The sequence below is a fragment of the Streptomyces europaeiscabiei genome (genome assembly GCF_036346855.1).
Classification (GTDB): Bacteria; Actinomycetota; Actinomycetes; order Streptomycetales; family Streptomycetaceae; genus Streptomyces; species Streptomyces europaeiscabiei.
In genome coordinates this window covers 6158903-6182035 of record NZ_CP107841.1, presented here as the reverse complement: position 1 = coordinate 6182035, position 23133 = coordinate 6158903, and the positions used below count along the sequence as shown (strand labels likewise).

Genomic DNA, 23133 nt, shown 5'->3' with positions numbered 1-23133 from the left:
GCGCAGTTCCCCGCGCCCCCAAAAGACCAGGCCCTTCGGGCCCGGAGAACGACGGGTCTGCGGGTCCGAAGACGAGCGGCTGCGGGCCTGAGGACGAGCGGCTGCGGGCCCGACGACCAGAGACTGCGAGCCTGAAGACGAGCGGCTACAGGCCCGACGACCAGAGACTGCGAGCCTGAAGACGAGCGGCTGCGGGCCTGAGGACAAGAGGCTGCGGGTCTGAGAAGCACGGGGCTCAGCCCCTGCTTTTCAGGGGCGCGGGGAACTGCGCGACCAGCCACGACGAACCCGCACCCGCCGACGCACCCCGAACCCCCACCCCCGAGGCGGCCCTCACCCGACCACCGCACCAGAAAAACCCGTTTACCCCCCGTGGGATACTGAGAACATCCACCCGTACCCCAAGGAGAACGGCACCCCCTGATGGCTTCGGTCACGTCCCTCACCGCCTCCGTCCACCAGCGCCTCGCGACCGCCCTCACGGCAGCCCTGCCGGAGGCCGACGCGGACCCGCTGCTGCGACGCAGCGACCGGGCGGACTACCAGGCGAACGGGATCCTCGCCCTCGCGAAGAAGGCGAAGGCGAACCCGAGGGAGCTGGCCACGCAGGTCGTCGCCCAGGTGGAGTCCGGCGAGGTCATCAAGGAGATCGAGGTCTCCGGCCCCGGCTTCCTGAACATCACGCTCACCGACCGGGCGATCACCGAGAACCTCGCGGCCCGGTACGCGGACGCTGACGCCCGCCTCGGCGTGCCCCTCGCGGAGCACCCGGGCACGACGGTCATCGACTACGCCCAGCCGAACGTGGCGAAGGAGATGCACGTCGGCCACCTCCGCTCCGCCGTGATCGGCGACGCGGTGGTCCAGATCCTGGAGTTCACCGGCGAGAACGTGGTGCGCAGGCACCACATCGGCGACTGGGGCACCCAGTTCGGCATGCTCATCCAGTACCTGGACGAGCACCCGCACGAGCTGGACCACAAGGACGCCCAGGTGAGTGGCGAGGAGGCGATGTCGAACCTCGACCGCCTCTACAAGGCCGCCCGGAAGCTGTTCGACTCCGACGAGGAGTTCAAGACACGGGCCCGCCGCCGGGTGGTCGACCTCCAGGCCGGTGACCCGCACACCCTCGCCACGTGGCAGAAGTTCGTCGACGAGTCGAAGATCTACTTCTTCTCCGTCTTCGAGAAGCTGGACATGGAGATCCGGGACGCGGACATCGTCGGCGAGTCGGGCTACAACGACATGCTGGACGAGACGTGCCGCCTCCTGGAGGAGTCGGGCGTCGCGGTCCGCTCGGAGGGCGCCCTCTGTGTGTTCTTCGACGACGTCAAGGGCCCGGACGGCAACCCGGTCCCCCTGATCGTCAAGAAGTCGGACGGCGGCTACGGCTACGCGGCCACCGACCTCTCCGCGATCAGGGACCGCGTCTTCAACCTCAAGGCGAACTCCCTCCTGTACGTCGTCGACGCCCGCCAGTCCCTGCACTTCAAGATGGTCTTCGAGACCGCGCGCAGGGCGGGCTGGCTGAACGACGAGGACGTCAAGGCCGAGATCAAGCTGTTCCAGCTCGCCTTCGGCACAGTGCTCGGCAAGGACGGCAAGCCGTTCAAGACCCGTGAGGGCGAGACGATCCGCCTGGTCGACCTGCTGGACGAGGCGATCGACCGCGCCACGGCCGTCGTCCGGGAGAAGGCCGAGAAGGTGGGCCTGACCGAGGAGGAGATCGTCGAGAACGGCCGGTACGTCGGCGTGGGCGCGGTGAAGTACGCCGACCTGTCGACCTCCGCCGTACGGGACTACAAGTTCGACCTGGACCAGATGGTCTCGCTGAACGGCGACACCTCCGTGTACCTCCAGTACGCGTACGCCCGTATCCAGTCGATCCTCCGCAAGGCGGGCGAGTCCGCCGCCCCCACCGCACACCCGGAGGTCGAACTGGCCCCGGCGGAGCGGGCGCTGGGCCTGCACCTGGACCAGTTCGGCGAGACCCTGGCCGAGGTCGCGGAGTCGTACGAGCCGCACAAGCTGGCCTCGTACCTCTTCAAGCTGGCGACCCTGCTGACCACGTTCTACGACCAGTGCCCGGTCCTGAAGGCCGATACCCCGGCCCAGATGGAGAACCGCCTGTTCCTGATCGACCTGACGGCCCGCACCCTGCACCGGGGGATGGGCCTACTGGGCATCAGGACCCCCGACAAGCTCTGAGGAGCCGGTCCTACGCGATGTGGTCCTCCTCCAACTCTGCCGTGTGACGGTTGATGAAGCGGAGGACCATGCCGAGGGCATCATCCAGCGGAAGTAGGGTGCCGTACGTCGCCTCCACCGCGTTGACGAGCTGGTCCGGGGTGGGGTAGCTGCCGTCGATCGACTTCTTGAAGAGCCGGTAGTAGTCCTCCTCCGATATCAACGCGTTGGTCTTTTCGATCTCTGTGTCCATGCCGTCGCTACGCGGGTCGAGGCGTTTCATCTCGCGATCCAGCCTCTTGAGCATGCCGTTGACCCAGACTCCGACTCCGGCCTTGACCTCCTCGGCCTCCTCGACGATCCGCGCGGCCTCCGCCTGTGCCGCCCTCAAGAACCGCCCGGAGACAGCAAGGGCATGCCCCAGCTCGCCGAGGCCCAGAAGGTCACCGCCGGGCCGCATCAGGGCGTGCTCGACCAGGATCGTGACCAGGGCGTCGTGAACGACCGCGGCGCCGTGCGGCCGGTGCTCGGGGTTCTTGGCGAGGAGTTGCAGGATCAGGTCGTTCAGAGCGGCCGGCATGCCGCGGCCCCTCTCGACGGGCGGGACCGGCACGTCCTCGATCTGCATGCGGAGTACGGCCCACGGCGTGGCGCTGGTGAAGGGCGGCCTGCCCGTCACAGCGTGGTAGAGGAGACAGCCCAGCGAGTAGAGGTCGCTGCGGTGGTCGATCTCCCGTACGCCCTGGGCCTGTTCGGGGGACATGTACATCGGTGAGCCGAGTGGTGTCCCGGTGACGGTGAGATCGCGGGCCCCGATGGTCTCCCCCATGAACTTGGCGACCCCGAAGTCGAGGACCTTCACCACCCCTTCGTCGGTGAGGAGCATGTTCGCGGGCTTGATGTCCCGGTGGACGACCCCTTGGCGGTGCGCCGCGTCGAGCGCCTGGGCGATCTGCGCGGCCCATCCGACGGCGACAGGCCAGGACGGGGGATCGACGCCCTTGAGCCGCTTGCCGAGCGGCACGCCCCGTACGAGTTCCATGACGAGATAGAGGGTCTCGCGCCCCCCGTCGACCTCGACTTCTCCCCAATCGTGCACGGTCACGATGTTCTGGTGGGTCAGCCGTCCCGCCAGTTGCACTTCACGCCGGAAGCGGGCCTGCGATTCCGCCTCACCCACCCCGTGCTGCGGATGGACGATCTTCACGGCCACATCTCGCCGCATCCGCTCGTCCTCGGCGGCCCAGACCTGCCCCATTCCACCGGAGCCCAGCAGCCCGGTGATACGAAACCGCCCGGCGACCACCTTGTTCAGCACCGGTCCCCACTCCCATCGGCACCACGACCCGCAAGTCCCCTACGAGTATGGCGGCTTCAGGGGCCCCCGGACTCACCAGAGCTTCCGTACGACCCGCCCGCCGCACGCCGCAGCCGCCGCGCCTCCTCCTCCACCCGGCCGGCGACCTCTCCGATGCCCGTGGCCTCATCGAGCCCGCAGTGGCGGAGTTCGGCGGCGAGGCCGGTGAAGTAGTGGGCGGTGGTGAGGAGGTAGTCGTCCACGTCGACTCCGACGGAGGTCGCGGCCCCCGGAGGGACGCGGTTGACCTCGTCCAGGACGCGGTCGACCTGGAAGGTGATCTCGTCGCGGACGTCCCGCGTCAGGGCCACCGCCCGCCCCACCTGAGCGAGGATCGAGTGGCAGGAGCGCGCGAGCTGCATCAGGAGCCGGTCGTCGCGGTTGAGGGAGGAGGAGCCCGACGCCCCAGGGTGCAGGCTGCCCGAGGCGATCCGCGCGTCCGCGAGCCGGGGCTCATAGCGCCGCAGGTCGAACGCGGTCGTCGCGCCGAGCGCCGCCCGGAAGCAGGGATGGACCTGGAACTCCGCCTCGTACGGCTGGACCGGCAGACCGTGGTCGCCCGCGAACACCACGTCGTTGCCGCGCCGCACCCCGAGGAAGCCGACCCCGTACAGCACGTCGACGACGCCGGACAGCGTCAACGCGTGGGCGTACGCGGGGAAATCGTGGTGGAGCGTCTCGGCCGCCGCCTCGAAGCGACGGGAGAGCGCGGCGCGGGTGACGACGTACCCGGTGTTCTGGAAGAGGGGGAACAGGTTCTTGAGGAAGGGATGCGCGACCAGGTACTCCGAGGCCAGATCCTTGAGCTTCCACTCCGAGAACTGCCGCCCTGCCTGCTCGACGTCCGCCTCGGTGACCCGGTCCCGCTGATGGTCCAGCCAGGCCTTCTCCTGGCAGAGGTTGAGGAACTGGATGGCGTCACGCGGCCTCGGCAGACAGCGTCGGAAGAGATGGCTCGCGGTCTCCTCCCCGCCCACCGTCTGAGGGAACAGTTCCTTCCACAGCAGCTCCTCGCTCAGCTCCGCGCCGACGGATGCCCTGGCCCGGGCCAGGGCGAGGTCCCTCAGGGCCTGTTCCGTCCAGGTGATCCGCAGTTCGTCGCCATGGAACTTGTCGCCCTCGCCGAACGACAGCGAGTCGTAGATGTCGGCGCGCAGGAACAGCAGGAACCGTACCGACCGCCCGTACAGACTCGCGGCGTGCTTGGCCGCCAACAGCATCCCGATCACCATGGCGTTGCTGTCCGGCTCGGCGGACCACACCTGCTCCAGCTGGTCGACCATGAGCAGCAGGGGCGCATGGACGTCACCGTCACAGCCCAGGTCGGCGAAGGCCCGTGCCACTCCCCGCTCGACGATCTCCAACTGCCGTGCGGCCCGCGCCCCTTCGGACGGCGACTGCGCGAGGTCCACGGCGGCCTTGACCCCGAACGCCTCCAACGACAGTGAGGTCTGCAGCCCCCGGGCGCCCTGCGCCAGCCGCTCCACCAGCCGGCCGTTCCCGCCCACCGCCTCACCGTTCTGCTTGAGGAACCGCCCGAGCGCCTTCACCGAGTCGGCCTTGTGGCCGCCGTCGTGTGCGCCCTTGGCGTGGTCGACGAGATACCGGGCCGCATGGACGGCGAACACATACCGCCAGATCAACGCCTTGGCCGAGTCCCCCGGTAACCCCTGCAACTCGAAGCGCCGGATCTCCTCGCCCGCCGCCTCGTCAGGGGTGACGAGCACCTTCCCGCCACTGTGCCCACCCGAGTCGCCCGCTGCCATCAACTGCATGCAGATGGCACTCTTGCCGGAGCCCTTACGGCCGATGATCAGCATCTTCCGGCCGCTCAGCGCACCTCGGTAGGCGGCGTTGGGAAGAAAGCCGCCGCGCAGCAACAGCCCTTCCGTCACGTCCCGTTCGGCGTCCTCGCGCCCGAAGTGGAGCCGCGCCAGCACCGGCCCGTCGGCCATCCCGTCCCCCTTGGTGTCACCGATCACTCTGCCGACACCGTAGCGGGAGACAGAAGTCCGGCTCAGCCGCCTCGGGCGAACTCGCACCACACCACTTTGCCGAGTTCCCGCTCCCCCACGCCCCACTTGTCGCTGAGCGCGGCGACGAGGAGCAGCCCGCGCCCGCCCTCGCCCAGCCCCGCCCCGTCGGCGATCCGTGGGGTTCCGCCTCCGCTGTCGTGCACGTCCACCCGCAGCGCGTTTCCGCCGTACCGCAGACACACCAGGAACTGCCGCCCCGGCGGCACCCCGTGCGCCAACGCGTTGGTCGCCAGCTCGCTCACGCACAGCAACAGGTCACCGCTGCGCTCGGCCTCGGCGAGCCCCCACCCGGCCAGGGTCTCGTACACGAATCGCCTGGCGGCCGGGACGGAACGGCGCTCACGACGGAAGAACCTCGAACGGAGGTACGGGAGTTGGGTTGTCTCGTTCACGGTACGAGAGTTGCTGAGAGTCACTACCGTGGATCAGTGTGTGAACCCGTACGGATTTTTTGTACGGGTTCACGCGGGGTCGGTACCAACGGGCACGGGGAGTTAGACCGGCATGAACTCCAAGAAGCAGCAGCCCCGAAAGCGGAACCTCTCCACCATGCGCATGGTCGGTGCGCAGCTGCAGGCGGCCCGCAAGACGGCGGGGTACACCCAGCGTGTGATCGCCGACGCGGTCCTGGCGGACGAGGAGACGATCGCGTCGATCGAGCAAGGGAGGCGGCCACTACTGCCGGACCTGGCGGAGACCTTGGACCAACTCCTCGACACGAAGGGGATGTTGCTCGCCGGCGTGCGGAACATGCCGGAGATCGACCAGTTCCCTCTCTTCGCGGAGCAGTACATGGTGCACGAGCGTGAGGCGATCGCGTTGTCCTGGTACGACAACGCGGTCCTGCCGGGTCTGCTCCAGACCGAGGCGTACGCGCGTGCGGTGCTTCGGGAACGCGTTCCGGCGTTCGACGAGGACGAGATCGAGACAAAGACGGCGGCGCGCGTCGAGCGTCAGGAGATCCTTCAGCGCAAGACCCCGCCGACGATGAGCTTCATCGTGTGGGAGTCGGTGCTCCAACTGGGCATCGGAGGGCCGAAGGTACGGCGAGAGCAGCTCCGGCGCCTGCACGAGTACGCCGAACTTCCGGGCCTGGCGCTCCAGTTCCTGCCGATGAACACCGCCTCGCACGCCGGTCTGGACGGCCCCTTCACCCTCCTGGAAACCCCCGACCACTTGCACCTCGCCTACACCGAGAGCCAGCGCGGCAGCCAGTGGGTTTCCGACCCGGAAGAGGTGTCCATCCTTGCGCGCAAGTATGCGATGCTGCGGTCTCAGGCCCTTTCTCCTCAGGAGTCCAAGGGGTTGCTCGACCGTCTGCTAGGAGAGAAATGAGCACCACGCTTAAGTGGTTCAAGTCGAGCTACAGCGGCAGCGAAGGCGGCCAGTGCCTAGAAGTCGCCTTCCACCCCCACACCGTCCACATCCGCGACTCCAAGAACCCGGAGGACGATCCCACTCTCCGGCTCTCCCCCACCGCCTGGTCGTCCTTCATCACGCACACGGCGGAGCGCTGAGGCACCCGCACCGAGCCCCTGAGCCATCAGGCATCGGGACTCTCAGATCCCGCTGTCAGTGTCGGCCCCTACAGTCACCTCATGGCGACACTTCCCAACCCGCTGCCCGCACTGGCCGCCGACCCGAGCGGACACACACTCGGGCTTGAACTCCCGCTCCCCCCTGGCCGGCTGATAGACGCGACGGACGACGGCCCGTGGCACGAGCCGCTGCTGTGGTGCGCGGACGGACCGGCCGCACCCGGCGTCTGGACCATCGCGGAGCCCGCGCGGCGCACGGCGGGACTCCTGCCGGTGCTGGTCGATGTCGGCGGCAGCCAAGGCGGGCCGCAGGACTGGGAGTTGGCGCCGGGCGAGACGTCGTATCCCGGAGATCACGACGCCGAGGAGGTCCTGGCCGAGTTCTGGGAGGAGTGCGCGGCCCAGGAGGACGGCGAGTGGCCCGGCCTCGCCGCCACCCCTGCCTCCGAAGCGTCCGACACCGACCCGGACGCCCTCGCCGCCGAGACCGCCGACGCCCTGGCAAGCGACCCCTCCCGGGTCAAGGACCCCCGCCTCGCCCTAGTCCCCGCCCGCCGCAGCGCGGACATCCCGGCGGCCATCGGCTGGGCGGGCGCGATGAATCACGAGCGGGACGTGGCCCGGCTGAGCGCGGTCCTGCGTTCCTGGGAGGACCGCTTCGGCATACGCGTCGTGGCCCTGAACTTCGCCCAGCTGGTGGTCTCGGTGGCGGCACCCCCCACCACCGCGGCCGAGGCGGAGTCGGTGGCCGCCGAGCACTTCGCGTTCTGCCCGGACAACGTGTCCCAGGGCACGGCCGACGGCACCCTCCGCTCCTACGCCCGCACCCTCGTCGGCGAACACACCTGGTCCTTCTGGTGGGACTGACCCCAGCCACGGGCCGGCCCGCAGCCGCGTGTCAGCCCCCAGCCGCGCGCCGGCCCCCAGCCACGCATCAACCCGCTTCCCCTGCCGCCCGCAACCCCTTCCCCAGCCTCCGCAGCCCCTCCCGGATCTCCCCCGGCGTCTGCGTCACGAAGCACAGCCGCAGCGTCGCCCGGTCCGGTTCACCGGCGTAGAAGGGCGCGCCGGGCACGTACGCCACGTCCTGCTCGACGACGCGCGGCAGGAGGACGGTGGTGTCGTAGGAGGAGGGGAGGCGGGCCCAGAGGAACATGCCGCCCTCGGGGCGGTTCCAGGTGGAGCCCTCGGGCAGGGCTTCGGCGAGGCCGTCGAGCATCGTGTCGCGGCGCTCCCGGTACGCGCCGGCGACCCGGACGACATGGGCGTCGAGGTCGCGGTCGGCGAGATAGCGGGCCGCGGCGAGCTGGTTGACGGTCGGGGTGTGCAGATCGGCCGCCTGCTTGGCGACCGCGCACGCCCGGCGCAGCTCCGCGGGCGCGCGCAGCCAGCCCAGCCGCATCCCGGGGGCCATCACCTTGGAGAAGGACCCCAGCAGCGCCGTACGGTCCTCGGCACCCGGGTACGTGGCGATCCACGGCACCCGGTCGCCCTCGAAGCGGAGTTCGCCGTACGGGTCGTCCTCGACGATCCACAGTCCGCGCCGGGCTGCGACGGAGGCGACGGCCGCCCGCCGCTCGGCGGGGAGCGTGCGCCCGGTCGGGTTCTGGAAGGTGGGCACGGTGTAGAAGAGCTTGGGCCGGTTCCGCACCACCAGTTCCTCCAGCGCCGCCGGGTCCACCCCGTGCGCGTCGCCGGGCACCGCCACCACCCGCGCCCCCGCGAACCGGAACGCCTGAAGTGCCGCCAGATAGCAGGGCTCCTCGACCAGGACGACGTCCCCCGGCTCCAGCAGCGCGGTGGCGAGCAGCGACAGCGCCTGCTGCGACCCGGTGGTGACGAGCACCCCGTCCGCGCCGGTCGGCAGCCCGCGCGCCCCATAGCGCGCGGCGAGCGCCGCCCGGAGCGTTGGCTCGCCCTCGGTCGTCGCGTACTGCAGGGCGCGCCCCGCGGACTCGGCGAGCACATCGCGGTAGGCGGCCGCTATCCCCTCCGCGTCGAACAGCTCAGGGGCGGGCAGTCCACCCGCGAAGTTGACGACCTCGGGACGCGAGGTGACGGCGAGAATGTCCCGTACGGGGGAACCTCCGACCGCCGTGACCCGCTCGGCGAAGCCGGGCACGGCCACTCCGCCGCCCACCGCGGCCACGCGCCCCGAACCGCCCTCGCCCCCCATGTGCGCGACAAACCCCACGTCATGCGCGGCACGCACAGCATCCATGGCACCCATCACACGGCTCCTTCGCCACTCCCGGACGGCACGGCCCCGCCCCCTGCCCGCACCCTAGACAGGTATATGCCCCTTACACCCACCAATTCCGCGATGCGGACCGTGCTCCGTACCCCTAGGCTGCGCCCATGCTGCCCAGCGTGGACACGAACGACGAGTTGCAAGAAGTCGTCGGTGACGAGGCACTGCTGCGACCGGCTGCCCAGGATCTCTGCGGTCAACTCGGTCTCGCAGGCGCGCGAATCGTACGTTTCCCCGAGGGCTCGCTGCCGGTGTACGCCGTCGGCGATTCCCTCGTCCTCAAGCTCTATCCGGGTTTCGAGGCGGCCGAAGCCGTCCGCGAGGCCCGGCTGTTGTCGATACTGTGGGGCAAACTCCCCATCCCCACACCCAGGTTGCACTCGGCCGACCAGTACAAGAGCGGCTGGCGTTATGTGCTGATGTCGCGTCTGCCCGGCGAGGACCTCAACGAGGCCTGGCCCCGGATCCCCCGGCCCGACCAGGAACGTGTCGTCGTCGAGGCCGCCGAGGGCCTCGCCGCCCTGCACGCCCTGGACGCCACCCCGGTCATCCCTCTCACCGGGCCGCCGGACTGGGGCAGGTTCATCGCCACGCAGCGCGCGACGGCGGTCGAACAGCAGCAGATCGGCGGCCTCTCGGGCCCCTGGCTGGAACAGATCCCGGACTTCCTCCGCTCCGTGCCCCTGCCCGCCCCACGCCGCCCGGTCCTCCTGCACACCGAGTTCATGCGCGAGCACCTCACCGTCGACCCGCACGACGGCTGGCGCCTCACCGGCCTCTTCGACTTCGAGCCGGCCATGGTCGGCGACCCCGCCTACGACTTCGTCAGCGTCGGCCTCTTCCTCACCCGGGCCGACCCCACCCTGCTGAAACTCTTCTACAAGGCATACGGCCACCCCCCGTTCGACCCCCGAGAACTGATGGCCTACACCCTGCTCCACGTGTACAGCGACCTGAACTGGTACCTGCGCAGCCTGCCGGCTCCGCCCAGCCAGACCTTGGATGCACTGGCGGAGACCTGGTTCGGAACCGGGGGGTGAAGGGGAGACGGGTGTGAAGGGGGCGCAGCCCCCTTCACCGGGGCGGGGGAACCGCGCGACCAACCCCCGCTCACCCGCACCCGCACCCGCACCCGCACCCGACCACCAACCTCTGCCCCTTACGACCCGATCAACCCTTACGCCCGATCGCCGCATACACGTTGATGTCCGCGTCGGTCACGTCGTTGATGTCCCGGTACCGAACCTTCTCGATGTCGTCCATCCCGGCCAGCACATGCGGCTCCACGGCCTGAGGCGCCGGCGCACCGTCCTCGAACCGCCAGTGGTGCGCCGGCACCACCCCGGGCTCGTCCACCACGAGGTCGCTCTGCTCGAAGAAGCGCGCGACCTCGTCCCTGGACCGCAGCACGAAGGTGAACCCCCGCTTGGTGTAGGTCTCCTGGACCGCACGGATCTTCGCCGGATTGAGGTCCTCGGTCAGATGGCTGAGGACCAGTCGGCTCCCGGCGGGCAGCGCGTCCACCAGCTCCCGCACGACGGGGTACGCCTCGTCGTCCTCCACGAAGTGCAGGAGTGCCACCAGGCACAGCGCGATCGGCTGGTCGAAGTCGAGTGTCTTCGCGGCGGCTTCGAGGATCTGCGCCGGTGCCTTGAAGTCGGCGTCGATGTAGTCCGTGACACCCTCGGGCCCGCTCGTGAGCAACGCGCGCGCGTGGGCGAGCACCACCGGGTCGTTGTCGACGTACACGACCCGGGAGTCGGGGACGATCTCCTGGGCGATCTGGTGGACGTTCTCGGCGGTCGGCAGCCCCGTGCCGATGTCGAGGAACTGGCGGATGCCCTCGTCCTTGGTGAGTGTGGTCACCGCGCGGCGCATGAAGTCCCGGTTGTGCCGGACATCGAGGTAGCCGCGCGGATTGGCCGCCAGCGCGGCGCCGGCGGCCTCCCGGTCCACGGGGTAGTTGTCCTTGCCGCCGAGGAAGACGTCGTAGACGCGCGCCGGGTGCGCCTTGGTGGTGTCGATCCTCTTCCGCAGTTCGGCGGGGTCCTGGCTGAGCGCGTCACCGGCCATAAGGCTCTCCCTGGAGAGTCGAGTCATTGGATGACCAACAACCTAACGTTCCAAGGAAGTTGCCGCGTCAGAGATGGGTCGGATACGCCTTCGGGTCGGGGCCGTACTGGTTCGCGTCCCGCTGGCCCTCGGTGGCCATGAAGATGATCGTGACGATGGTGCCGACACAGGGAACGATCCCGATGAGGACCCACCAGCCGCTGCGACCGATGTCGTGCAGCCGCCGGACGCTGACCGCCAGGGACGGCAGGAAGATGGCGGCGACGAAGACGAGTTCGGGCACCTCCGTGTCCATGACCAGGCCGAGGACGACGAGCCCGAGGTAGATGAGCGAGGCGATCAGCGTGAACATCCAGTACTCCTGGCGGCGCGCCCGCCCGCTGAAGACCACGTACTTCCTGAGCACCTCGACGAACCAGTTCATGATGTCCCCCCGAAAAACGGCATGCGCATGCGCCTGCCCCGAGGATCGGGGCAGGCGCAGAACCTATGCCGATTGACGAGAACTCGTCAATCAGTTACCGCTCGCCTCGCTCTCACCCAGCGTCGTCCCCTCCTGGACCCACTTCGGCCCGCCGTACGGATACTCGTACGCCGGACGCCCGTTGTTGCCGCTCGTGCGGAACGGCAGACCGTTGTCGTTCACGGTCAGCGTGCCGCTGCGGGAGCCGCTGGTCCACGTCAGCTCCAGGTACCAACTGACGTAGTACGCCGAGGCGTCGGCGGTGATGTAGTAGACCTCCGGGTCGGACTCGCTGACGGAGTACGGGAAGTTCTTGCTGCCCGCCTTCGGCTTCACCTCGGGGCGCGCGGCGTCGAGGGCGACCGTGAAGGACCGGGTCGGGACACCGCCACCGCAGCCGAAGCCCGGGTAACCCATGATGAAGTCGTTCCAGGCGAGGGGCGGCTGCCTGTCGACCATGCGGACCTTGAGGCTCCGTACGACCACGGTCTCCTCACCGGTGCCCTGCACGGTGAGCGTCAGGAACTGCCGGCCCGACGTCACGGCTCTCGCCGACGACACCCAGCCCGCCGCGTCCTGCTCCACCGGCGGCGGCTCCACCTCCGTCGGCGGCCGGTCGACCAGATACCGCTGGGAGCAGGGGTTCTCCCAGGTGTACGGCTCCACCTTCACGGACAGCGGCGCCGGGAGGGACGCGTCCTGGCCGCCCCCGCCCGCCCCACCGGGGCTGGTCGGGGTGGTACCGGCCGAGGGCGCGCTGCCCTTGTCGGCGCCCTTCGCGCCCTTGTCACCCGACTCGCTCGCGGAGACGGAGGGCGAGGCACCGGACGGTGCGGATGAGCCCTGGTCGTCCCTCTCCTCCCCCTCAGCCGCCTCGTCCCCGCGGTACACGTCCCCGGCCCACCGTGCGCCGGCCCCGTCCTCCGCCCCACCGGACGGCAGACTCACGGCGAGCGTCACCGCACCGAGCACGGCGGCCATGGCCAGCCCTGCGACCAGCGCGACCCGCGTACGCCGCCGGGCCGGCGCCCGCTCCCCCACCCCGCCGGAACCCGCGCCCCCGATCACCGTCTCCGGGACCGGGCCCTCCTCCGATGCCGCACGGCGCTCGTCCGCCGCACCCGAAGCCGGCCCCTGCGCCACCCCGACGGAGTCACCCTTCTTGCGGCGCCGCACCGCGTCCGCGAGCACCCACGTCCGGTGGAGCTCGACCAGTTCCTCCGGGCTCGCCCCACAGAGCCGGGCCAGCCGCTCGACGGGGGCGTAGTCCGCCGGTACGGCGTCCCCGTTGCAGTACCGGTGAAGCGTCGACGTACTCATGTGGAGCCGCTTGGCGAGCACCCCGTAGCTCAGCCCGGAGCGCCCCTTCAACTCCCGCAGCAGTTCGGCGAAATCAGCCCCCAGGCCGTTCGCGGTACCGCTCCCCGACACGTCTTCCTCCGTCCCCTCATGTCCCGCACGTCCCGTTCCGCATTCCAGGGACGAGACGTTCTCGCAGGTCAAAGCCGATGCGAACGTTCCAGCGTCCCTGATCGTCCGTCGGCTGTGGCGGCCGGGACGGATCACCCCACAGGCTTTGGTCATCCAAACACGCCGCTCCCGGCACACCGGTCGAGCGGCGCGGCTTCGACCACTTGTTCTCAGCCTTCTCAACCGGCTTTGTCCGAAAGGGATCCACCATGCGCACGTTCCGCACCACTCGCACCGCCCGCCCGGTCCGTCTGCTCGCCGCGACGGGAGTCACCCTCGCCGCCCTCGCCCTGACCGCGTGCGACAACGGCATGGGCACCAGGGACGAGGGTTCGGCGGGCGGATCCACCTCGACCTCGCAGAACACCGGCACCTCGGGCACGACCACCGGCGCCACCACGACCGACAAGGCCTCCTCGAAGACGGGGACGGGGACGGGCACCGACTCCACCACCAGCACCAGCGGCGGCACCGGCACCAGCACCAGCGGCGGCACCGGCACCGACGCCGACAAAACCCCCCCGAACGGCGCGGCCAAGGACCCCTCCGACCCCGCCAACCGCGTCACCTGCAACGGCTCCAACACCACCGTCACCGCGAAGCCGGTGTCCCGCCCGATCAACCACATGCTGATCACCGTCAAGAACACCGGCTCGAAGTTCTGCGACCTCTACTACAACCCCACGGTCCGGTTCGGCGAGGCGCAGTCGGCACCGCGCGTGATGGAGGAGTCCCAGCCGCAGGCGGTCGTGACCCTGGCCCCCGGCGAGTCCGGCTACGCGGGCGTCCTCCTCTCGTCCGCCGACGGCAGCGGCGGCAAGGGCGTGACGGAGAAGAAGGTCGTCATCCACTTCCAGGGCCGCGAGCCCGGCAGCGACGCCGGCGCCCCCGCGTCCCCCGCGCTCCCGGCCAAGGGCGTGTACGTCGACAACTCCGTTGCTGTCACTTACTGGCAGTCGAGCGCGTCGGACGCCCTCATGTACTGAGCGGCGGCCGGTCAGGGAGCCCCTTCGGGCGGCGGGCACCACGCCGCCTGGGGCCGCATCCCCACCCGTCCGCAGAACCCCACCTGCGTGGGCCGCTTCACCCCGTGCACCCTCTGGACGGAGAGGAGTTTGTCCAGCGGGGATCTGCCCGTCCACGACACCACCGAAATCGATGCGGCCGCTCTCCCCGTCGAGCGCGGCGTCACCGTGGATACGGCTGAGGGCAAGCCAGACTGCGGACGCGGTGAGCGGCATGCGGGACTCGGTGTCCCGGAGCCGGCCGATGGCCTTGAGATCTTCAGCGCAGCATGCGGGCCGCCTCGACGGCCCAGTACGTGAGGATGTTCTGCGCACCCGCCCGCTTGATCCCCGTCAGCGTCTCCAGGATCGCCCGGTCCCGGTCGATCCACCCCTTCTCGGCGGCGGCCTCGACCATCGAGTACTCCCCGGAGATCTGGTACGCGGCGACCGGCACGTCCACGGCGTCCGCGACCCGCGCGAGGACGTCCAGGTAGGGCCCGGCCGGCTTGACCATCACCATGTCGGCGCCCTCCGCCAGATCGAGGGCGAGCTCCCGCAGCGACTCCCGCACATTGGCGGGGTCCTGCTGGTAGGTCTTCCGGTCCCCCTTCAGCGACGAGGCGACAGCCTCCCGGAAGGGCCCGTAGAACGCGGACGCGTACTTGGCGGTGTAGGCGAGAACGGCGACGTCCTCGCGCCCGATCTGGTCGAGCGCGTCGCGGACGACCCCGATCTGGCCGTCCATCATCCCGCTGGGCCCGACCACGTGCGCACCGGCGTCGGCCTGCACCTGAGCCATCTCGGCGTACCGCTCCAGGGTCGCGTCGTTGTCGACCCGCCCCTGGTCGTCGAGAACTCCGCAGTGCCCGTGATCCGTGGTCTCGTCGAGACAGAGATCGGACATCACCAGCAGCTCGTCCCCGACCTCGGCCCGCACATCACGGATGGCGACCTGCAGGATCCCGTCCGGATCGGTCCCCGGCGTCCCGAGCGCGTCCTTCTTCTCGTCCTCCGGCACCCCGAACAGCATGATCCCGGAGACCCCGGCCTCGACGGCCTCCACGGCGGCCTTCTTCAGACTGTCCCGCGTGTGCTGCACGACCCCCGGCATCGCGGTGATCGGCACCGGCTCACTCACACCCTCCCGCACGAAGGCAGGCAGGATGAAGTCCGCGGGATGCAACCGCGTCTCGGCCACCATCCGCCGCATCACGGGCGTCGTACGAAGCCGGCGGGGCCGCGTACCGGGAAACGATCCGTACTTCGACATACACCTACGCTACGCCCGCCCCACCGCCCCCTTTGCCGACGGCCCGTCGGCAGAGACGGCCGCGGGCTCGTTCTTGCCGGAGGTCCGAAGAACCGTGTGGGCGACCACGGCCCCCCGTACCCGCCACACCACGAAACCCCCTGAGCAAACAGGCGCTCAGGGGGTGAAAGGGGCACAGCCCCTCACGTGGTGGCCCGCTCAGGTCGTGCTCCGCCGCCTCCGGGCCCCCGGCCGCCGCTCACTCGGCCGAGTAGGGGCATCCCCCGCCTCCACCGCGGCCGCCCGCCGCCGCAGCCCGAAGTCGGCCAGTGCCTCGGCCAGCTTGTGCACGGACGGCTCGGGAGCCATCACGTCCACCCGGAGCCCGTGCTCCTCCGCGGTCTTCGCGGTGGCGGGACCGATACAGGCGATCACGGTCACGTTGTGCGGCTTCCCGGCGATCCCGACCAGATTCCGCACGGTGGAGGACGACGTGAAGAGAACGGCGTCGAACCCGCCCCCCTTGATCGCCTCCCGGGTCTCGGCCGGCGGCGGCGAGGCCCGCACGGTCCGGTACGCGGTGACGTCGTCGACCTCCCAACCGAGCTCGATCAGCCCGGCGACCAGTGTCTCCGTGGCGATGTCGGCCCGAGGCAGGAACACCCGGTCGATCGGGTCGAAGACCGGGTCGTAGGGCGGCCAGTCCTCCAGCAGCCCTGCAGCGCTCTGCTCCCCGCTCGGCACCAGGTCCGGCTTCACACCGAAGGCGATGAGCGCCTTGGCGGTCTGCTCACCGACCGCCGCGACCTTGATCCCGGCGAAGGCGCGCGCGTCGAGCCCGTACTCCTCGAACTTCTCCCGCACCGCCTTGACGGCGTTGACGCTCGTGAAGGCGATCCACTCGTAACGCCCCGTCACGAGCCCCTTCACGGCCCGCTCCATCTGCTGCGGCGTCCGCGGCGGTTCCACCGCGATCGTCGGCACCTCGTGCGGTACGGCCCCGTACGAGCGCAGTTGGTCGGAGAGCGAGGCGGCCTGCTCCTTCGTCCTCGGCACGAGGACCCGCCAGCCGAAGAGCGGCTTGTTCTCGAACCAGGACAGCTGGTCGCGCTGGGCCGCGGAGGAACGCTCACCGACCACGGCTATCACCGGCCGGCCCCCCTCCGGGGAGGGCAGCACCTTCGCCTGCTTCAGCGTCTGCGCGATCGTGCCGAGCGTCGCGGTCCAGGTCCGCTGCCGGGTCGTCGTACCGGCGACCGTCACGGTCATCGGCGTATCGGGCTTGCGGCCCGTGGCGACCAGCTCACCGGCGGCCGCGGCCACGGTCTCCAGCGTCGCCGAGACGACGACGGTCCCGTCCGACGCTCCGACCTCCGCCCAGCACCGGTCGGACGCCGTGCGCGCGTCGACGAACCGCACGTCCGCGCCCTGCGCGTCCCGCAGCGGCACACCGGCGTACGCGGGCACACCCACGGCGGCGGCCACACCGGGCACCACCTCGAACGGCACGCCCGCGGCGGCGCACGCCAACATCTCCTCGGTGGCGTACGTGTCGAGTCCGGGGTCCCCGGACACCGCACGTACGACCCGCTTGCCGCCCCGCGCAGCCTCCATGACAAGATGTGCCGCATCCCGCACAGCGGGTGCACCAACGGTTGTTGACGCGCCGTCAACAACCGTCAGCTGAGGCGTGCCTGTGCCCGAGAACGTATCCGCTGAAGTAGCCGCGGAAGAGGCAGAGGGCGCCGCAGTCAGAGCCGACGGCGGGCTCGAGTCGGTGTCCAGTAGGGCGACGCCGGCGCGGGCGTGCGTACGTACCACGTCGAGCACATCGTGCTCGGCGATGAGAACGTCCGCGTTCGCCAGCGCCTCGACGGCGCGCAGTGTCAACAGTCCCGGATCCCCGGGTCCGGCACCGAGGAAGGTGACGTGACCGTGGTCCGGACCGGCGGGAAGGGTGGTGGGGCTCAATGTGCTCGCTCCCCCATCAGACCGGCCGCGCCCTTAGCGAGCATCTCGGCGGCGAGTTCACGGCCGAGCGCCATTGCTTGGTCGTACGTCTCGGGCACGGGACCGGTGGTGGACAGCTGCACCAGCGTCGAGCCGTCGGTCGTGCCGACGACGCCGCGCAGGCGCATCTCCTTGACAATCTGCCCGTCGGCCAGCAGGTCGGCGAACGCACCCACAGGTGCGCTGCAACCGGCCTCCAGGGCGGCGAGCAGGGACCGCTCGGCGGTCACGGCGGCCCGAGTGTACGGGTCGTCGAGCCCGGCGAGCGCGGCGATCAGCGCAGTGTCTTGGGCGGTGTGCCCCGCCCTGCATTCGATCGCCAGTGCCCCCTGGCCGGGGGCGGGCAAAACGGTGTCGACCGAGAGGAAGTCGGTCACTTCGTCGATCCGTCCGATCCGGCTCAGTCCGGCGGCGGCCAGGACGACGGCGTCCAGCTCACCCTTCCGTACGTATCCGATCCGCGTGTCGACGTTCCCGCGGATCGGCACCATCTCGATCGTGAGCCCGTGGCTGCGCGCGTACGCGTTCAGCTGGGACATCCGCCGCGGCGAACCGGTACCGACCCGGGCTCCCTCGGGGAGCTGCTCGAAGGTCAGTCCGTCCCGGGCGACCAGCACGTCCCGCGCATCCGCCCGCACCGGCACCGCGGCCAGCACCAGGTCGTCCGGGTACGCGGTCGGCAGGTCCTTGAGGGAGTGCACGGCGAAGTCGACCTCGCCGCGCAGCAGCGCCTCGCGCAGCGCGGCGACGAACACGCCCGTGCCGCCGATCTGCGCCAGCTGCTCGCGGGAGACGTCGCCGTACGTCGTGATCTCCACGAGTTCGACGGGCCGCCCGGTCAGCCGGCGGACCATGTCCGCCACCTGCCCGGACTGGGCCACGGCGAGTTTGCTCCGCCTGGTCCCGAGCCTCAGGGCCCTGTCTTGCGGCTCACTCATGATCGCCCTCGGTTCTCGGCGTTCGCTTCGACGTACGTGTCGCCGGCTGTGTGCTGGTCGCTGTCCTCGGCCCGGGACACGGCGGCGACCGTCTCCTGGTCCAGGTCGAACAGGGTCCGCAGCGCGTCCGCGTACCCGGCGCCGCCGGGCTCGGCCGCGAGCTGCTTGACCCGAACGGTCGGCGCGTGCAGCAGCTTGTCGACGACGCGCCGCACGGTCTGGTTGATCTCGCCGCGGTGCTTGTCGTCGAGGCCCGGCAACCGGCCCTCCAGGCGGGCGATCTCGCTCGCGACGACATCGGCGGCCATGGCGCGCAGCGCCACGACGGTGGGTGTGATGTGCGCGGCCCGCTGAGCGGCGCCGAAGGCGGCCACCTCTTCCGAAACGATCCTCCGCACGAGGTCGACGTCCGAGGCCATCGGCGCGTCGGCGGAGACCTCGGAGAGCGACTCGATGTCGACGAGCCGAACCCCGGCCAGCCGGTGCGCGGCCGCGTCGATGTCCCGGGGCATCGCCAGGTCCAGCAGCGCCAGCACGGGCGCGGGCCGGGGCACCTCGACGACGGGCTCGGGGCGGCGCAGCTCGGTGATCCGCCCGGTGACGGCCACGGCCGCGACGAGCGCGGCGATCAGTTCGGCGTCGGCGGCGGGCGTGCGTGGGGCCTCGCGCTCCGGTGCACGGCGGCTCACGCGCCGGTCCACGGTCGCGTTGTCCACCCAGGCCGCGTGCTGCTCCAGCGTGGCCGCGTTCATCCCGGCCACCGCGGCCTCCCCGAGCACGGAGAAGCCACCGCCCTGCACGGCGGGCAGGTCGAGGGGACAGTCGTCGTCACTGCCGATGGAGGTCGGCGGCAGAACCGGCCGTACGTCCGTACGAGTCTCCGCCTGTGCGGGGAACGCGCCCTCGGGCACCCGCCCCTCCACCGCCGCCGCGACCATCTCGGCGGTCAGGACCAGGCCCGTGGCGCCCGTACAGGAGATGACGACATCGGCACATGTCAGCTCGGCCGGCACCGATTCCATCGGTACCGCGCGGGCCAGCACGTCCGTATCGCCCTGCTCGGTGAGACGTTGCCCGTACTGCTCCTCGAGCAGGTGCGCCAGCCGCTCGGCCCGGTCGAACGTCCGGTTGGCGATCACGATCTCGCCCACGCCCGCGCGCGCGAGGGTCGCGGCGGCCAGCGAGGACATGGACCCCGCGCCGATCACCACGGCCCGCTTGCCCCGGGCCCAGCTCTCGACGTCCGTGCCTGCGGTGAACTGCTCCAGGCCGAAGGTCACCAGCGACTGCCCGGCCCGGTCGATCCCGGTCTCGGAGTGCGCCCGCTTGCCGACCCTGAGGCCCTGCTGGAACAGGTCGTTCAGCAGCCGCCCGGCGGTGTGCAGCTCCTGCGCGCGGGCCAGCGCGTCCTTGATCTGCCCGAGGATCTGTCCCTCGCCGACGACCATCGAGTCGAGCCCGCAGGCCACGGAGAAAAGATGGTGGACGGCCCGGTCCTCGTAGTGCACGTACAGATACGGAGTGATCTCGTCGAGCCCCACCCCGCCGTGCTGGGCGAGCAGCGTGGACAGCTCGGCGACACCCGCGTGGAACTTGTCCACGTCCGCGTACAGCTCGATGCGGTTGCAGGTGGCGAGGACGGCCGCCTCGGAGGTCGGCTCGGCGGCGACCGTGTCGTGAAGCAACTTGATCTGCGCGTCCAGGGAGAGCGCGGCCCGCTCCAGCACGCTCACCGGAGCGCTGCGGTGGCTCAGTCCGACGACCAGAAGACTCATGCCGGCATCACCGCGGGGACATCCCCGTCGGGCCCTTTCCCGGCCTCCTCGGGAGCCGACGGCACGGCTGCGGCCTCGGCCGCGGCCTCCTCGCCGGCCTTGCGCTGCTCGTGGAACGCGAGGATCTGCAGCTCGATGGAGAGGTCCACCTTGCGGACGTCGACCCCGTCCGGAACGGAGAGGACGGTGGGCGCGAAGTTCAGGATCGACGTGATTCCGGCGGCGACCAGCCGGTCGCACACCTGCTGGGCGGCGCCGGCGGGAGTGGCGATCACACCGATCGACACGCCGTCCTCGTCGATGATCTTTTCCAGCTCGTCCGTGTGCTGCACCGGAATACCCGCGACCGGCTTTCCCGCCATCGCCGGATCGGCGTCTATCAACGCGGCCACCCGGAAGCCGCGGGAGGCGAACCCGCCGTAATTGGCCAGCGCGGCGCCGAGATTACCGATACCGACGATCACAACCGGCCAGTCCTGGGTCAGCCCCAGCTCACGCGAGATCTGGTAGACGAGATACTCGACGTCGTAGCCCACACCCCGCGTCCCGTAGGAACCCAGGTACGAGAAGTCCTTGCGCAGCTTCGCGGAGTTGACCCCCGCGGCGGCCGCGAGTTCCTCGGATGAAACGGTGGGTACCGAGCGCTCGGACAACGCGGTCAGGGCACGGAGATAGAGCGGAAGCCTGGCGACGGTGGCCTCGGGAATCCCTCGGCTACGGGTCGCCGGTCGGTGAGATCGGCCAGTTGCCACGGTGCTCCTGCGGGTAGAGCGGGGCTGCGGGCGGTCATGCGTCCCCAGACCGCCCCGTCGACAGCAGGCTATGTCTTTGTGAACGCGTGCACAAAGATGGTGTCCGATTTGCCCGGCCAACGTGACCGGGGTCACGCACACTCGACGCACGCGTACGGAACCGGCACACACGCACCTTCGTTCCTCACCGGACGCCTTGCACGACGGGGGCAAAACCGCACACTCTCCTCACGAATCCCGCCCCCGAGACCAACCAGCCCATCGATCCTAAGCGACTTTTTGGACCACTTGGACTGGTCGGTCAGGTCACATCATCGTCACCTCTGTGCGAGGGCTTTGCGAAGGCGTTCCTCATTCACCCGCCAGAAGGTGTGCTGCGCACCGTCCACGAGCACCACCGGAATCTGCTCCCAGTACTGGCGGTGGAGTTCCGCATCCTCGGTGATGTCCTTCTTCTCCCAGGGAACACCCAGCTCACCGCAGACCTTCCCGATCACCGCCTCCGCGTCGTCACACAGATGGCACCCGGGCTTTCCGATCAGTGTGACGAGCCGCTCACCGGAATTCTTCGGCGTCCGCCGGAACATGGCACTCATGTGGGCCATTGTCGCTCCGCACCGGAAGTCCACACCTCTTCCTCACCAGGGAGCGCACGACCTGCCCTTTTCCCCACCGGTTCCTCCCTGTTGCGCGCCTGGACACGCCGCTCGCGTCACTTCTTCGACGACACGGTCACGGAGAGTTCACAACCCGCAAACCTCTCGGCTCCGGAAGCACCGAACAGACTGGCTATGCTCACGACATGGCCGCTCTCGGATGGCTCACTCCCCGTAGGCGTTCCGCCACGGCTCGGAGCGTTTTGGCAGGCGAGGCCTCTGCGGAGGCAGCGCGCAAGTCCTCCCAGGAGTTGGAGGACGTCTCCCCCGCGCCCGACACCGCCGTCCAGGAACCGGAATTCCCGGTCCTCGGCGACGACAGGGCCGCCGCGTTCTTCGACCTCGACAACACCGTCATGCAGGGCGCCTCGCTCTTCCACTTCGGCCGCGGCCTGTACAAACGGAAGTTCTTCGAGACCCGCGACCTCGCCCGATTCGCCTGGCAGCAGGCATGGTTCAGGCTGGCGGGATCCGAGGACCCCGAGCACATGCAGGACGCCCAGAACTCCGCGCTCTCCATCGTCCAGGGCCACCGCGTGGCCGAACTGACGATCATCGGCGAGGAGATCTACGACGAGTACATGGCCGAGCGCATCTGGCCCGGCACCCGCGCCCTGGCCCAGGCCCATCTCGACGCCGGCCAGAAGGTCTGGCTCGTCACGGCCGCGCCCGTGGAGATCGCCCAGGTGATCGCCCGCCGCCTCGGCCTGACCGGCGCCCTGGGCACGGTCGCCGAGTCGGTCGACGGGGTGTACACCGGAAAGCTGGTCGGCGAGCCGCTGCACGGCCCCGCGAAGGCCGAGGCCGTGCGCGCCCTGGCCGCCGCGGAGGGCCTCGACCTCTCGCGCTGCGCCGCGTACAGCGACTCCCACAACGACATCCCGATGCTGTCGCTCGTGGGTCACCCGTACGCCATCAACCCCGACAGCAAACTCCGTAAGCACGCCCGGCACATGGACTGGCGGCTGCGGGACTACCGCACCGCCCGCAAGGCCGCCAAGGTCGGCCTCCCCGCGGCGGCGGGCGTGGGCGCGGTGGCCGGCGGCACGGCGGCCGCGATCGCCCTGCACCGCCGTCGCCGCTGAACTGAACTGTCTGTCGTTTTTCGAACGCCGGAGGGGCTGGGAGACCAGCCCCTCCGGCGTTCGCGCGTCGGACCCCGCAGCCTCGCATTCCAGCCGTCCTACCCCCACTCCGCCCCCCTCAGTCACGCCATCCGCACCCGACCACAACACGCCCCACACCCAGACGGAACACGAACCCGATCGATCAACAACCGATCACGGACCGGCACTTGAGCAGTCGCCAATCAGTAACAGAAGCGACGTAATCGATGATTTGAGCAACTGGGTGTAGCAGTGCCTGCACGAA

20 protein-coding genes are annotated in these 23133 nt (G+C 70.0%); 7 read left to right on the top strand and 13 right to left on the bottom strand.

Translation table 11 applies throughout. From position 1 onward, the window contains the following. Window positions 1-423: 423 nt before the first annotated feature. A complete protein-coding gene (gene argS / locus OG858_RS27035) occupies window positions 424-2208 on the top strand; it encodes an arginine--tRNA ligase (protein WP_086746414.1) in 1785 nt (594 codons plus the stop codon). Between the two features lie 10 nt (window positions 2209-2218). On the opposite strand, the gene OG858_RS27030 is transcribed toward argS, so the two are convergent. From OG858_RS27030 to OG858_RS27020, 3 genes are all read right to left on the bottom strand, one after another. Continuing rightward, complete coding sequence (locus OG858_RS27030; protein WP_319268731.1) at window positions 2219-3505, bottom strand: serine/threonine-protein kinase; 1287 nt, start codon at window positions 3503-3505, stop codon at window positions 2219-2221. A gap of 56 nt (window positions 3506-3561) precedes the next feature. Continuing rightward, the gene (locus tag OG858_RS27025; protein ID WP_408059491.1) at window positions 3562-5499 is read right to left on the bottom strand and encodes a P-loop ATPase, Sll1717 family; all 1938 of its coding nucleotides are present in this window, start codon (window positions 5497-5499) and stop codon (window positions 3562-3564) included. A 62-nt stretch (window positions 5500-5561) separates the two neighbouring features. Next, window positions 5562-5972 (bottom strand): ATP-binding protein, encoded by a 411-nt coding sequence (locus OG858_RS27020; RefSeq protein ID WP_327748510.1) that lies wholly within the window; start codon window positions 5970-5972, stop codon window positions 5562-5564. 112 nt (window positions 5973-6084) lie between these two features. Between OG858_RS27020 and OG858_RS27015 the strand changes: the two genes are divergently transcribed. The 3 genes from OG858_RS27015 to OG858_RS27005 all read left to right on the top strand — a co-directional run bounded on the left by OG858_RS27015 (window position 6085) and on the right by OG858_RS27005 (window position 7985). Beyond that, a complete protein-coding gene (locus OG858_RS27015) occupies window positions 6085-6915 on the top strand; it encodes a helix-turn-helix domain-containing protein (protein WP_328544340.1) in 831 nt (276 codons plus the stop codon). Further along, window positions 6912-7097 (top strand): DUF397 domain-containing protein, encoded by a 186-nt coding sequence (locus OG858_RS27010; RefSeq protein WP_086754093.1) that lies wholly within the window; start codon window positions 6912-6914, stop codon window positions 7095-7097. Before OG858_RS27015 ends, OG858_RS27010 begins: the two co-directional genes overlap by 4 nt. Before the next feature lie 81 nt (window positions 7098-7178). Further along, window positions 7179-7985 carry a DUF4253 domain-containing protein gene (locus tag OG858_RS27005; protein WP_327748511.1) on the top strand — a complete coding sequence of 269 codons (807 nt, stop codon included), beginning with the start codon at window positions 7179-7181 and terminating at the stop codon, window positions 7983-7985. Between the two features lie 67 nt (window positions 7986-8052). On the opposite strand, the gene OG858_RS27000 is transcribed toward OG858_RS27005, so the two are convergent. Next, window positions 8053-9294, bottom strand: coding sequence for an aminotransferase-like domain-containing protein (locus OG858_RS27000; RefSeq protein WP_408059490.1), 1242 nt, complete (start codon window positions 9292-9294; stop codon window positions 8053-8055). A gap of 182 nt (window positions 9295-9476) precedes the next feature. Here OG858_RS27000 and OG858_RS26995 point away from each other — a divergent pair, with 182 nt between their 5' ends. Continuing rightward, entirely contained in the window at window positions 9477-10409 is a 933-nt protein-coding gene (locus OG858_RS26995) for a phosphotransferase family protein (RefSeq protein WP_328544341.1), read from the top strand. 130 nt (window positions 10410-10539) lie between these two features. On the opposite strand, the gene OG858_RS26990 is transcribed toward OG858_RS26995, so the two are convergent. The 3 genes from OG858_RS26990 to OG858_RS26980 all read right to left on the bottom strand — a co-directional run bounded on the left by OG858_RS26990 (window position 10540) and on the right by OG858_RS26980 (window position 13336). Next, the gene (locus tag OG858_RS26990) at window positions 10540-11442 is read right to left on the bottom strand and encodes an SAM-dependent methyltransferase (protein WP_086749743.1); all 903 of its coding nucleotides are present in this window, start codon (window positions 11440-11442) and stop codon (window positions 10540-10542) included. A gap of 67 nt (window positions 11443-11509) precedes the next feature. After that, window positions 11510-11866, bottom strand: coding sequence for a DUF805 domain-containing protein (locus tag OG858_RS26985; protein ID WP_086749744.1), 357 nt, complete (start codon window positions 11864-11866; stop codon window positions 11510-11512). A gap of 90 nt (window positions 11867-11956) precedes the next feature. Further along, the gene (locus tag OG858_RS26980) at window positions 11957-13336 is read right to left on the bottom strand and encodes a helix-turn-helix domain-containing protein (RefSeq protein WP_319066402.1); all 1380 of its coding nucleotides are present in this window, start codon (window positions 13334-13336) and stop codon (window positions 11957-11959) included. Window positions 13337-13584: 248 nt separating this feature from the next. Here OG858_RS26980 and OG858_RS26975 point away from each other — a divergent pair, with 248 nt between their 5' ends. After that, window positions 13585-14361, top strand: coding sequence for a DUF4232 domain-containing protein (locus OG858_RS26975; protein WP_319066404.1), 777 nt, complete (start codon window positions 13585-13587; stop codon window positions 14359-14361). Window positions 14362-14659: 298 nt separating this feature from the next. Here the strand turns inward: OG858_RS26975 and hemB are convergent, their stop codons facing one another. From hemB to OG858_RS26945, 6 genes are all read right to left on the bottom strand, one after another. Further along, on the bottom strand, window positions 14660-15652 hold the full coding sequence (gene hemB / locus OG858_RS26970) for a porphobilinogen synthase (protein ID WP_319066405.1): 993 nt from the start codon (window positions 15650-15652) through the stop codon (window positions 14660-14662). Window positions 15653-15850: 198 nt separating this feature from the next. Beyond that, window positions 15851-17602, bottom strand: a complete 1752-nt coding sequence (locus tag OG858_RS26965; protein WP_037688769.1) for a bifunctional uroporphyrinogen-III C-methyltransferase/uroporphyrinogen-III synthase — start codon at window positions 17600-17602, stop codon at window positions 15851-15853. Next, window positions 17599-18579 (bottom strand): hydroxymethylbilane synthase, encoded by a 981-nt coding sequence (hemC, locus tag OG858_RS26960; RefSeq protein WP_086747544.1) that lies wholly within the window; start codon window positions 18577-18579, stop codon window positions 17599-17601. The genes OG858_RS26965 and hemC overlap by 4 nt, the downstream gene beginning before the upstream one ends. Further along, window positions 18576-20354, bottom strand: a complete 1779-nt coding sequence (locus OG858_RS26955; RefSeq protein WP_086747543.1) for a glutamyl-tRNA reductase — start codon at window positions 20352-20354, stop codon at window positions 18576-18578. Before OG858_RS26955 ends, hemC begins: the two co-directional genes overlap by 4 nt. Then, window positions 20351-21106, bottom strand: coding sequence for a redox-sensing transcriptional repressor Rex (locus OG858_RS26950; RefSeq protein ID WP_086747542.1), 756 nt, complete (start codon window positions 21104-21106; stop codon window positions 20351-20353). Before OG858_RS26950 ends, OG858_RS26955 begins: the two co-directional genes overlap by 4 nt. A gap of 317 nt (window positions 21107-21423) precedes the next feature. Continuing rightward, the gene (locus OG858_RS26945; RefSeq protein ID WP_086747541.1) at window positions 21424-21711 is read right to left on the bottom strand and encodes a glutaredoxin family protein; all 288 of its coding nucleotides are present in this window, start codon (window positions 21709-21711) and stop codon (window positions 21424-21426) included. Window positions 21712-21908: 197 nt separating this feature from the next. On the opposite strand from OG858_RS26945, the gene OG858_RS26940 reads away from it, so the two are divergent. Beyond that, complete coding sequence (locus tag OG858_RS26940; protein ID WP_086747540.1) at window positions 21909-22847, top strand: HAD family hydrolase; 939 nt, start codon at window positions 21909-21911, stop codon at window positions 22845-22847. The last annotated feature ends 286 nt before the right edge of the window (window positions 22848-23133 follow it).

Excerpts from the sequence above, each read along its gene's own strand:
- OG858_RS26975 (WP_319066404.1), top strand. The coding sequence starts at position 13,585 with ATGCGCACGTTCCGCACCACTCGCACCGCCCGCCCGGTCCGTCTGCTC.
- OG858_RS26945 (WP_086747541.1), bottom strand. The coding sequence starts at position 21,711 with ATGGCCCACATGAGTGCCATGTTCCGGCGGACGCCGAAGAATTCCGGT.
- OG858_RS27000 (WP_408059490.1), bottom strand. The coding sequence starts at position 9,294 with ATGGGGGGCGAGGGCGGTTCGGGGCGCGTGGCCGCGGTGGGCGGCGGA.
- OG858_RS26985 (WP_086749744.1), bottom strand. The coding sequence starts at position 11,866 with ATGAACTGGTTCGTCGAGGTGCTCAGGAAGTACGTGGTCTTCAGCGGG.
- OG858_RS26940 (WP_086747540.1), top strand. The coding sequence starts at position 21,909 with ATGGCCGCTCTCGGATGGCTCACTCCCCGTAGGCGTTCCGCCACGGCT.
- OG858_RS27025 (WP_408059491.1), bottom strand. The coding sequence starts at position 5,499 with ATGGCCGACGGGCCGGTGCTGGCGCGGCTCCACTTCGGGCGCGAGGAC.
- OG858_RS26995 (WP_328544341.1), top strand. The coding sequence starts at position 9,477 with ATGCTGCCCAGCGTGGACACGAACGACGAGTTGCAAGAAGTCGTCGGT.
- hemC (WP_086747544.1), bottom strand. The coding sequence starts at position 18,579 with ATGAGTGAGCCGCAAGACAGGGCCCTGAGGCTCGGGACCAGGCGGAGC.
- hemB (WP_319066405.1), bottom strand. The coding sequence starts at position 15,652 with ATGTCGAAGTACGGATCGTTTCCCGGTACGCGGCCCCGCCGGCTTCGT.
- OG858_RS26990 (WP_086749743.1), bottom strand. The coding sequence starts at position 11,442 with ATGGCCGGTGACGCGCTCAGCCAGGACCCCGCCGAACTGCGGAAGAGG.
- OG858_RS27015 (WP_328544340.1), top strand. The coding sequence starts at position 6,085 with ATGAACTCCAAGAAGCAGCAGCCCCGAAAGCGGAACCTCTCCACCATG.
- OG858_RS27010 (WP_086754093.1), top strand. The coding sequence starts at position 6,912 with ATGAGCACCACGCTTAAGTGGTTCAAGTCGAGCTACAGCGGCAGCGAA.
- OG858_RS27005 (WP_327748511.1), top strand. The coding sequence starts at position 7,179 with ATGGCGACACTTCCCAACCCGCTGCCCGCACTGGCCGCCGACCCGAGC.
- OG858_RS26955 (WP_086747543.1), bottom strand. The coding sequence starts at position 20,354 with ATGAGTCTTCTGGTCGTCGGACTGAGCCACCGCAGCGCTCCGGTGAGC.
- argS (WP_086746414.1), top strand. The coding sequence starts at position 424 with ATGGCTTCGGTCACGTCCCTCACCGCCTCCGTCCACCAGCGCCTCGCG.